The sequence below is a fragment of the Acidocella sp. genome, from assembly GCF_027352905.1.
Taxonomy (GTDB): Bacteria; Pseudomonadota; Alphaproteobacteria; order Acetobacterales; family Acetobacteraceae; genus Acidocella.
Genome location: NZ_DAIEIF010000027.1, coordinates 1 through 10,611, shown reverse-complemented (window position 1 = coordinate 10,611; position 10,611 = coordinate 1). Strand labels below are relative to the sequence as shown.

At 70.0% G+C, this 10,611-nt stretch carries 9 protein-coding genes; 3 read left to right on the top strand and 6 right to left on the bottom strand.

The window, feature by feature from the left end; translation table 11 throughout:
* Positions 1–1,268 (bottom strand): N-acetylglucosamine-6-phosphate deacetylase (gene nagA / locus M7H45_RS03980; protein WP_298214931.1); only part of this gene is annotated, 1,268 nt, incomplete at its 3' end.
* A 134-nt stretch (positions 1,269–1,402) separates the two neighbouring features.
* On the opposite strand from nagA, the gene M7H45_RS03975 reads away from it, so the two are divergent.
* Positions 1,403–2,704: a Glu/Leu/Phe/Val dehydrogenase gene (locus tag M7H45_RS03975; RefSeq protein ID WP_298214929.1), complete on the top strand. Its 1,302-nt coding sequence runs from the start codon at positions 1,403–1,405 to the stop codon at positions 2,702–2,704.
* Positions 2,705–2,806: 102 nt separating this feature from the next.
* Here M7H45_RS03975 and M7H45_RS03970 read toward each other — a convergent pair whose 3' ends face one another.
* From M7H45_RS03970 to hutI, 5 genes are all read right to left on the bottom strand, one after another.
* Entirely contained in the window at positions 2,807–3,079 is a 273-nt protein-coding gene (locus M7H45_RS03970; protein WP_298214927.1) for a hypothetical protein, read from the bottom strand.
* 131 nt (positions 3,080–3,210) lie between these two features.
* Positions 3,211–4,872, bottom strand: a complete 1,662-nt coding sequence (gene hutU, locus M7H45_RS03965) for a urocanate hydratase (protein ID WP_298214925.1) — start codon at positions 4,870–4,872, stop codon at positions 3,211–3,213.
* A complete protein-coding gene (gene hutG / locus M7H45_RS03960; protein ID WP_298214923.1) occupies positions 4,869–5,657 on the bottom strand; it encodes an N-formylglutamate deformylase in 789 nt (262 codons plus the stop codon). Before hutG ends, hutU begins: the two co-directional genes overlap by 4 nt.
* Entirely contained in the window at positions 5,654–7,162 is a 1,509-nt protein-coding gene (gene hutH / locus M7H45_RS03955; protein ID WP_298214921.1) for a histidine ammonia-lyase, read from the bottom strand. The genes hutG and hutH overlap by 4 nt, the downstream gene beginning before the upstream one ends.
* On the bottom strand, positions 7,159–8,340 hold the full coding sequence (gene hutI, locus M7H45_RS03950; RefSeq protein ID WP_408832431.1) for an imidazolonepropionase: 1,182 nt from the start codon (positions 8,338–8,340) through the stop codon (positions 7,159–7,161). Before hutI ends, hutH begins: the two co-directional genes overlap by 4 nt.
* A 66-nt stretch (positions 8,341–8,406) precedes the next feature.
* Between hutI and M7H45_RS03945 the strand changes: the two genes are divergently transcribed.
* Complete coding sequence (locus M7H45_RS03945) at positions 8,407–9,699, top strand: formimidoylglutamate deiminase (RefSeq protein WP_298214919.1); 1,293 nt, start codon at positions 8,407–8,409, stop codon at positions 9,697–9,699.
* Positions 9,696–10,430 carry a histidine utilization repressor gene (gene hutC, locus M7H45_RS03940; protein ID WP_298214917.1) on the top strand — a complete coding sequence of 245 codons (735 nt, stop codon included), beginning with the start codon at positions 9,696–9,698 and terminating at the stop codon, positions 10,428–10,430. Before M7H45_RS03945 ends, hutC begins: the two co-directional genes overlap by 4 nt.
* Positions 10,431–10,611 lie beyond the last annotated feature (181 nt).

Genomic DNA, 10,611 nt, shown 5'->3' with positions numbered 1-10,611 from the left:
TCCACCAGCCGGGCCAGGGCGGGGGCGGCGTCCGCCAGGGCGCGCTGGGCCGCCGCCTCCTGGCCGAGAAACAGCCCGACGATCTCCTCCGTGCTCCGCCGGTCGAGATCCATCAAGGCGGGGCGCGCCGCCTCGGTGCCGGGCGGCGGCCGCGCCGCCACGCTCCGTGCCGCCCGCCAGACCCGCAAGGCGTGGAAATCCGCGGACCACCAGACGAGATCGGCCCGCGCCCCGGGCGCGATGCGCCCGGCATCCAGCCCCAGCGCGGCGGCGGGGCGGGAGGTGGCGGCGGCCAACGCCGTCTCGGGCGGGATGCCATAGGCGATCAGCCGCCGCACGCCCTCATCCAGCGTGATCGCCGCGCCGGCGATGGTGCCATCCGCGCGGCGGCCCACCCCATCCGCGCCCAGCGCCGCCGGCGCGCCGCCGAATTCCAGCGCCGCGCCGGGCGCCAGCCCCGCCAGCGCGATGGAATCCGTGACGGCGATGGCGCGCGGGCAGGCGGCGAAGGCGATTTGCAGAATGGCGGGGTCGACATGCACGCCATCGGCGATCAGGCAGGGGAAGAGTCGCGGGTCGGTGAGGGCCACGCCGGGCGCGCCGGGGGCGCGGTGGGCCAGGGGCGTCTGGGCGTTGAAGACATGCGTCACCAGCCCCGCCCCGGCGGCGGCGGCGGCGCGCATCTGCGCCGCATCCGCCCCGGTATGGCCGAGGGAGACGGCGATGCCCGCCTGGCGCAGCCGGGTGATGGCCGCCAGCCCGCCCGCCAGCTCCGGCGCCAGCGTCACCAGCCGCAGCACCGCCCCGGCCGGGCCGCGGAGCAGCTCCTCCAGCGCCGCCGCATCGGGCGGGCGCAGCCATTCCGCCCGGTGCGCGCCGCGTTTGGCCGGGGCGAGGAACGGGCCCTCCAGATGCAGGCCGAGCAGGCCGGGATGGCGGCGCATCGCCGCCGCCAGCCGCGCCGCCGCCGCGTGAATCTCCGCCAGCGGCGCGGTGATGATGGTGGGCAGCACGGCGGTGACGCCCGCCCGCGCGAGACCCTCCACGAAGCGGTCCCAGCCCTGCGGCCCCGCGCTGGCGCAATCCACCCCGAAGGCGCCGTTATTATGCAGATCGATCAGCCCCGGCCCCAGCACGCCATGGGGCAGGCGGATATCCGGCTGCGCCTCGCCGGGATGCACGGCGAGGATGCGGCCCTCCCCGGTCTCAACGGTGGCGGGACCGGTGAAGCGCTCGCCATCGAACAGGCGCGCGGCGAAAATCCGCATCAGGGGCGGCGGGAAACAGGCGGGGTCATGCCCCTTTCTGGGGAGAGGATGGCGTTTCCGCAAGGCGGAGCTGGCTCTAGGAGGCGCCCGATTTCCGGTATAGTCTCCCGCCCTTGCCGCCAATAGGAGTTTCCATGGCCGAATCCCGCCTCTCCCTGCTCACCTCGCCCGCGCTCTCTTACGTGTCTTCCTCGCCCGCGAGTCCCTGGGCGACCTATCTCGCCCAGGTGGACCGGGTGATGCCCTATATGGGCGACCTCGCCCGCTGGGCCGGCACGCTGCGGCGGCCCAAGCGGGTGCTGACCGTGGATGTGCCCATCCAGCTGGATAGCGGCGAGATCGCCCATTTCGAGGGATACCGGGTGCAGCACAGCCTCTCGCGCGGGCCGGGCAAGGGGGGGGTGCGCTACCATCCCGACGTGTCGCTGGAGGAGGTGATGGCGCTGGCCGCCTGGATGACGATCAAGAACGCGGCGGTGAACCTGCCTTATGGCGGGGCGAAGGGCGGCATCCGCGTGGACCCGGCCTTGCTCTCCATCAAGGAGCTGGAGCGCGTCACCCGCCGCTATACCAGCGAGATCGGCATCATCATCGGCCCGCAGCAGGACATTCCCGCCCCCGACGTCAACACCAACGCGCAGATCATGGCGTGGATGATGGACACCTATTCCGCCAATGTCGGCGCCACCACCACCGGGGTGGTCACCGGCAAGCCGATCAGCCTCGGCGGCTCGCTGGGGCGGGTGAAGGCGACGGGGCGGGGCGTGTTCATCACCGGGCGGGAGGCGATGCGGCGGCTCAAACTGCCGCTGGAGGGCGCGCGCATCGCCATCCAGGGCTTCGGCAATGTCGGCGCCAACGCGGCGGAGCTCTTCGCGATGGCGGGGGCGCGGATCGTCGCGGTGCAGGACCATGGCGGCGGCGTCTTCCGGGCCGGGGGGCTGGATGCGCGGGCGTTGGCGGCCCATGTCGCCGAGCATGGCAGCGTGGCCGGCTTCGAAGGCGGCGAGGCGCTGGAGACCGAGGAGTTCTGGACGCTGGATGTGGATGTGGTGATCCCCGCCGCGCTCGAGGGCCAGCTGACCGAGGCGCGGGCCGAGCGCCTGCGCGCCCGGCTGGTGCTGGAGGCGGCGAACGGCCCCACCGTGCCGGGCGCGGATGACGTTCTGGCGGCGCGCAACATCACCGTGCTGCCCGACGTGATCTGCAACGCCGGGGGCGTCATCGTCTCCTATTTCGAATGGGTGCAGGATTTCTCATCCTTCTTCTGGACGGAGGAGGAGATCAACATGCGGCTCGACCGCATCCTCTCGGGCGCGCTCGCCCATATCTGGTCCACCGCGGAGCGGCACAAGGTGAGCCTGCGCACCGGCGCCTTCATCGTTGCCTGCGCGCGGATTCTCGAAGCCCGCAACGAGCGCGGGCTGTATCCCTAAAGGGCCACAAAAATCTATTTGAAAATAAAGCAAGGACTGGGACGTGTACCGCGTACCAGTCCTCTCCTTTACGTATGCTAGATGTGAGATGAGCTTTTTAAGCTATTGATTTAATCCAGCCCACTCTGAGACCAAATCGATTGTCTTTCGTTCGGAAGAATTGAATAATACAATTTTGTCGTAGATTTCGGATCCTTTAAGATTTTGAGGCTCCTGACCTAATTCTTTCCATAGATCAAGCATCTCAGCCCAAGCGCCTGGCCTATCTTGGCTCCATCCAAGAAGCCAAAGCAGCTTCCTTTTGTCGATAACGATAACTCCCTCAAGAGTAAGATCTTTTAAAAGAGACCGAACGGCAGCGGAATCGTTAGGCATAAAAAACTCCGTAAAATGTGACAAAACAAATTTAAGAAAAAAAATTCAATTTGTCCAGAAAAATTTTATTTTTTCTTATAGAAATTATTTTCATCAAATTTTTCATTTTATCGTTTGAATTAAAAAGGAATTTAAAGCGAGGGCAGATCCAGCCCGAATTCCCGCGCGCAATCGCGGGCGGGGCCGTAGCCCGCATCGGCATGGCGCATGACGCCGGTGGCGGGGTCGTTCCACAACACCCGCTCCAGCCGCCGGGCCGCCCCGGGCGTGCCGTCGGCGCAGATCACCATGCCCGCATGCTGGGAGAACCCCATGCCCACCCCGCCGCCGTGATGCAGCGAGACCCAGGTGGCGCCCGAGGCGCAGTTGAGCAGGGCGTTGAGCAGCGGCCAGTCCGAGACCGCGTCCGAGCCGTCCAGCATCGCCTCCGTCTCCCGGTTGGGGGAGGCGACGGAGCCGGAATCGAGATGGTCGCGGCCGATGACGATGGGGGCGGATAATTCGCCCCTGGCCACCATCTCGTTGAAGGCGAGGCCGAGCCGGTGGCGGTCCCCCAGCCCCACCCAGCAGATGCGCGCGGGCAGGCCCTGGAAGGAGATGCGCGTGCGCGCCATGTCCAGCCAGTGATGCAGATGGGCGTGGCCCGGCATCAGCTCCTTCACCTTGGCGTCGGTCTTGTAGATATCCTCCGGGTCCCCGGAGAGGGCCGCCCAGCGGAACGGGCCGACCCCCCGGCAGAAGAGCGGGCGGATATAGGCCGGCACGAAGCCGGGGAAGTCGAAGGCGCGCTCCACCCCCGCCTCCCGGGCGCGCTGGCGGATGTTGTTGCCGTAATCGAAGACCGGCACGCCCCGGCGGGCGAATTCCAGCATCGCCTCGACATGGCGGGCCATGGAGGCGTTGGCCGCCGCCGCCACCACCTTCGGCTCGGTCTCGCGCTTGGCCTCCCATTCCGCCACGCTCCAGCCGATGGGCAGATAGCCGTTGACCGGGTCGTGGGCGGAGGTCTGGTCGGTGAGCAGGTCGGGCTTCGCCCCGCGCCGCAGCAGCTCGGGCAGAATCTCGGCGGCATTGCCGAGCAGCGCCACGGAAAGGGGTTTGGCCTCCCGGCAGGAACGCTCGATGGCGGCGAGCGCCTCGTCGAGATCCCGGGCCTGCATGTCCACGTAGCGGGTTTTGAGCCGCATCTCGATGCGGCTTTGCTGGCATTCGATGGCGAGGCAGGAGGCCCCCGCCATGGTCGCCGCCAGCGGCTGCGCCCCGCCCATGCCGCCCAGCCCGGCGGTGAGCACCCAGCGCCCGGCGAGGCTGCCGCCATAATGCCGCCGCCCGGCCTCGACGAAGGTTTCATACGTGCCCTGGACGATGCCCTGCGAGCCGATATAGATCCAGGACCCCGCCGTCATCTGGCCGTACATCATCAGCCCCTTGCGGTCGAGCTCGTTGAAATGCTCCCAATTCGCCCAATGGGGCACGAGGTTGGAATTGGCGATGAGCACGCGCGGCGCGTCGGCATGGGTGGGGAAAATCCCCACCGGCTTGCCGGATTGGACGAGCAGGGTCTGGTCCGCCTCCAGCCGCTTCAGCGCCGCGACGATGCGGTCGAAGCTCTCCCAGTCGCGGGCGGCGCGGCCGATGCCGCCATAGACCACCAACTCCTCCGGGCGTTCCGCCACCATCGGGTCGAGATTGTTCATCAGCATCCGCAAGGGCGCTTCCGTCTGCCAGGTTTTGGCGGAGAGGCGGGGGCCGCGATCAGCGCGGATCACGCGCGCATTGTCGAGACGGGTCATGCGCAAAGGCCTTTCAGAATCTGTTCGAGCACGGGTTGGATGGGGGCGGGCTGCTTGAGCGGGGTGGGCCAGTTATCCGCCGTCACCCCGGCGGGTTCGTCCATATAGCCGCGGCAGGCGAGTTCCATCTGGATGGCGTGGACGCCGCGCGCGGGGTCGCCGTAATGGCGGGTGATCCAGCCGCCCTTGAAGCGGCCGTTGACGACGAAGGAAAACCCGCTCGCCGCGCAGATATCGCGCACCCCGGCCGCCAGCGCCGGGGCGCAGCTCTTGCCGTCATTGGTGCCGATGTTGAATTGCGGCAGCTCGCCGGCAAAGAGGCGGGGGATGCGGCTGCGGATGGAATGGCAGTCATAGAGCACGATGCGGGCGTGGCGGGCGCGCAGGCGGGCGATCTCGCCGCGCAGGGCGGCGTGATAGGGCGTGAACCAGAGGGCGCGGCGGCGGGCGATCTCCGCCGCGTCCGGGGCGGGGCCGCGATAGAGCGGCTCGCCGTCGAAGCTCTCCACCGGGCAGAGGCCGGTGGTCGCCTGGCCGGGGTAGAGCGAGGCGCCGGAGGGGTCGCGGTTGAGGTCGATGACCGAGCGGGAGAAGCGCGCGGCGATGATGGTGGCGTCCAGCGCCTCGGCGAAGGCGTAGAGACGGGGCAGGTGCCAATCGGTATCCTTGCGCGCCAGCCAGGGGGAGACGAAGCGCCCGGCGAGCTCCTCCGGAATCTCCGTGCCCGCATGGGGGATGGAGAGGAGGAGCGGCGCCTGGCCCTGGCGGAGGGAGAACAGGCTCATGCCACCCCCGGCAGGCCGGCGAGGGGCAGCGCCCCCGCCTTGAGCAAGGCGATGGCCGCGGCGATATCCGGGGCGAAATAGCGGTCCTCCTCCAGCCGCGGCACGCGGGCGCGCAGGATGGCCCGCGCCTCCTGCAAGGGCGGTGAGGAGGGGAGGGGGTGAAACTCGCAGCCCTGCGCCGCCGCCAGCCACTCGATGGCGATGACGGCGCGCAGATTTTCGTTCATCGCCCCCAGCCGCCACGCCCCATGCGCCGCCATGGAGACGTGATCCTCCTGGTTGGCGGAGGTGGGGATGGAATCCACCGAGGCCGGGAAGGCGCGGCCCTTGTTTTCCGAGACCAGGGCCGCCGCCGTGACCTGCGGGATCATGAAGCCGGAATTGAGGCCGGGGCGGGGGGTGAGAAAGGCGGGCAGGCCGGAGAGCGCCGGGTCCACCAGCAGGGAGATGCGCCGCTCGGCCAGCGCGCCGGTCTCGCAGATGGCCATGGCGATCATATCCGCGGCGAAGGCCACCGGCTCGGCATGGAAATTGCCGCCGGAGAGCGCCTCGGCCGGGCCGGTGAAGATCAGCGGATTGTCGGTGACGCCATTGGCCTCGACGCCGAGCGTCGCCGCCGCCTGGCGGAGCAGGCCGAGCACCGCGCCCATCACCTGCGGCTGGCAGCGCAGGCAATAAGGGTCCTGCACCCGTTCATCGCCCTGCAGGTGGGAGGCGCGGATGGCGGAGCCCGCCATCAGCCCGCGCAGCGCCGCCGCCACCTCGATCTGCCCGGCATGGCCGCGCGCCGCGTGGATGCGCGGGTCGAAGGGCGCGTCCGAGCCGCGGGCGGCGTCGGTGGCGAGCGCGCCGGTGACCAGGGCGGCCTGGAAATTGCGCTCCGCCTCGAACAGCCCGGCCAGGGCGCAGGCGGTGGAGAATTGGGTGCCGTTGAGCAGGGCCAGGCCTTCCTTCGGCCCCAGGGCGAGCGGCGCCAGCCCCGCCCGGCAGAGGGCGGTGGCGGCCTCCAGCCGCGCGCCAGCCAGGAAGATTTCGCCCACCCCCATCATCGCGGCGGTCATATGGGCGAGGGGGGCGAGATCTCCCGAGGCGCCGACCGAACCCTGCACCGGCACCACCGGGATGAGGTCATGGGCGAGCATCGCCGCCAGCAGGCGCAGCGTCTCCTCCCGCACGCCAGAGGCGCCCTGCCCCAGCGAGCCCAGCTTGAGGGCCAGCATCAGCCGGGCGATGGGGATGGGCAGCGGCTCGCCCACCCCGGCGGCGTGGGAGAGGACGAGGTTGCGTTGCAGCGTGGCGAGATCCGCCGCCGCGATCCGCGCCGAGGCCAGCTTGCCGAAGCCGGTATTGATGCCATAGACCGGCGCGCCCCGGTCGAGGATCTCCGCCACCGCCGCCGCCCCCGCCCGCACCGGGCCCAGCGCCGCCTCGTCCAGCGTGACCGCCGCCCCGGCCAGGATCGCGCGCCATTGGGCAAGGGGCACCGCCCCGGGGGTGAGTTTCATGCGGGACTCCAGATGCGTTGATGCAGGGGGTTGAGGCCGAGCGGATAGACGAGATCCGCCGGGCGCTCGATATCCCAGATGGCGAGATGGCATTTCGCCCCCGGGATCAGCACGCCGATATCCTCCCGCCCGAGCGCGGCGGCGGCGTGGCGGGTGACGCCGAGCAGGCATTCCTCCACCGTCAGGCGGAATTGGGTGGCGGCCATGTTCATCGCCAGGAGCAGGGAGAAGAGGGGCGAGGTGCCGGGATTGAGATCGGTGGAGACCGCCATCCGCACCCCATGGGCGCGCAAGGCGGCGACAGGCGGGGCCTGCCTCTCCCGCAGGGTGTAGAACGCGCCGGGCAGCAGCACCGCCACGGTGCCGGAGCGGGCCATGGCGGCCACGCCCGCCTCGTCGGTATATTCGAGATGGTCAGCGGAGAGCGCGGCGAACCGCGCGGCCAGGGCGGCGCCGTGCAGGTTGGAAAGCTGGTCCGCGTGCAGCTTTACCCGCAGGCCGTGGCGGCGGGCAACGGTGAAGACGCGCTCGATCTCCGCCGGGGAGAAGGCGATGCCCTCGCAAAACCCGTCCACCGCCCCGGCCAGGCCATGCGCCGCCACATACGGGATCATCTCCTCGCAGAGCAGGGCGAGGTATTCCTCCCGCCCCATCTCCGGCGGCAGGGCATGGGCGCCGAGGAAGGTGGGAACGATATCGGCCTGGCCGCCCAGGGATTTCGCCGTCTCCAGGCATTTATACTCGGCCGCCGGGGCGAGGCCGTAGCCGGATTTGATCTCGACGGTGGTGACGCCCTCGGCCAGCAGCGGCGCCAGATGCCGGGCCGCCATCTCGCGCAGGGCGGCGGGGCTGGCGGCGCGGGTCGCCCGCACGGTGGCGAGGATGCCGCCGCCGGAGCGGGCGATCTCCTCATAGCTGGCGCCGTTCAGCCGGGCCTCGAACTCCCCGGCGCGCGTCCCCGCATAGACGAGATGGGTATGGCAATCGATGAGGCCGGGGGTGATCCAGCGCCCGCCGCAATCCACCACACGCTCCGCCTTCATCGCGCGGGCTGGCCCGGCATAGAGGATGCGCCCGCCCGCCTCGGCCACCATGCCGGGCTCCACCACGCCGAGGCCGGGTTGCGCCGGGTCCATCGTCGCCAGCCTGGCATGGGTGAAAATCCGCTCTGCACGCATATGGGCCGCCCTGGCGCTGGAGGCTAATTGTATATACAATTAGACCATCTGAGGAGGGCTTGTCCAGTGTCCGAGCGCATCGTGTTCCGCCATGCCTTGCTGCCCCAGGGCTGGGCGGCGGGGGTGGCCATCAGCTTCGCCGAGGGGCGGATCACCCAGGTGGAGACCGGGGTGGCGGGCGGCGCCGGCATCGCCCTGCCGGGCATGCCCAACCTCCACAGCCACGCCTTCCAGCGCGCCATGGCCGGGCGGGCGGAGCGGCGCGGCCCCGGCGAGGATAGTTTCTGGACCTGGCGTGAGCTGATGTACCGGCTGGCCCTCACCCTGGACCCCGATGACGTGCAGGCCATCGCCACCCTCGCCTTCACCGAGATGCTGGAAGGCGGCTTCACCGCCGTGGCGGAATTCCATTATCTCCATCACGCGCCGGATGGCGCGCTCTATGCCGATATCGGCGAGATGGCGGCGCGGCTGAAGGCGGCGGCGGACACGGCTGGCATTGAGCTGCTGTTGCTGCCGGTGTTCTACGCCCATGCCGGGTTCGGCGGCGCGCCGCCCGCCGCCGGGCAGCGGCGCTTCGTCACCACGCTCGACGACTATGCCCGGCTGCACGCGCGCTGCCGCGCCCTGGCCCCCACCGGCTGCGCGCCGCATTCCCTGCGGGCCGCGACCCTGGCCGAGATCAGCGCCCTCGCCGCGCTGAATGGCGGCGCGCCGTTTCACATTCATATCGCCGAGCAGACCGCCGAGGTGGAGGCCTGCCTCGCCTTTTGCGGGGCGCGGCCGGTGGAATATCTGCTTGGCGGGGCGCAGGTGGGCAAGAATTGGTGTCTCGTTCACGCCACCCATGTCACCCCGGCGGAGGCGGGCGGCATGGCGGCGGCGGGCGCGGTGGCCGGGCTTTGCCCGATCACCGAGGCCAATCTCGGCGACGGCATTTTTCCCGCCCGGCATTTCCCGGGAGAATACGGCATCGGCTCGGATTCCAACGTGCTGATCGATGCCGGGCGGGAATTGCAGATGCTGGAATATGCCCAGCGCCTCGCCCGCCGCCAGCGCAACGTGATGGCCAGCGCGGCCTGGCCCGACACCGCCGCCGCCTTGTATCTGGGCGCGGTGGCGGGGGGCGCGCGGGCGCTGGGCCTCGCCCCCGGGCTGGCGGCGGGCGCGCCCGCCAGCTTTGTCACCATCGCGGGGGAGACGCCGGAGACGGCGCTGGCGGAATATGTCTTCACCGCCCGCGCGCCCGCCGTGCGGGAGGTCTGGGCGCAAGGCGCGCTCGTGGTGGCGGAGGGGCGGCACAAGCGGGCGGAGGCGGCGCGCGCCGGCTTCGCCCAGGTGCTGCGCAAGCGCCTATGACCGCCCCGGAACCCAAGCTCTATGAGCGGGTCAAATCCTATCTGCGCCAGGGCATCGCCGCGGGCAGCTGGAAGGCGGGTGACCGCCTTCCCTCCGAGTTCGAGCTGATGGAGCGGCTCGGCGCCTCGCGCATGACCGTGCATCGCGCCATGCGCGAGCTTTCGGCGGAGGGGGTGCTGGTGCGGGTGCGCGGGGCGGGCAGCTTCGTTAAGCCCCCCGCGCCGCGCTCGGCCTTGCTGGAGATCCACGACATCGCCGAGGATATCGCCCGGCGCGGCCATGCCCACCGCGCCGAGATCCTGGCGCTCGCGCCCCGGCGGGCCGGGCGGGAGAGGGCGGCGGAATTCGGCGTGTCCCCCGCCGCGGCGCTGTTCCATTCCGAGATATTGCATTTCGAGAACGAGGTTCCGGTGCAGCTGGAGGAGCGCTTCGTCTCCCCGGCCTTCGCCCCCGCCTATCTCGCCCAGGATTTCCAGGCCTTCACCCCCAACCGCTATCTGCAAACCATCGCGCCGCCGGAGGAGGTGGAGCACGTGATCCACGCCGCCCCCGCCAGCCCGCGCGTGGCCGGGCTGTTGCGGCTGGCCCCGCCCGAGCCCTGCCTGTATCTGCTGCGCCGGACCTGGGGGAAGGAAGGTCTCGTCACCCGCTCCGTCTTCATCCATCCCGGCGGGCGCTACAGCCTGGGCAGCCGCTACCGGCCCGCGGATTTCCAGGCCCGGCCGGGATGAAGCCCGCGCGGCTACCCGGCTCCGCGCCGCGCTAACGATTTGTCTGCGCGAGCGATTTTATCCGATCAATGATTCCATTTGACCGGATGTTGCTCTAATTTGGCGGCGCCGCGCCGGGAGGCGGCGATGATTGGATCGTGAGACCTGGTATCTCTCCGCCACGCTGGCCGCGCTGGCCCTG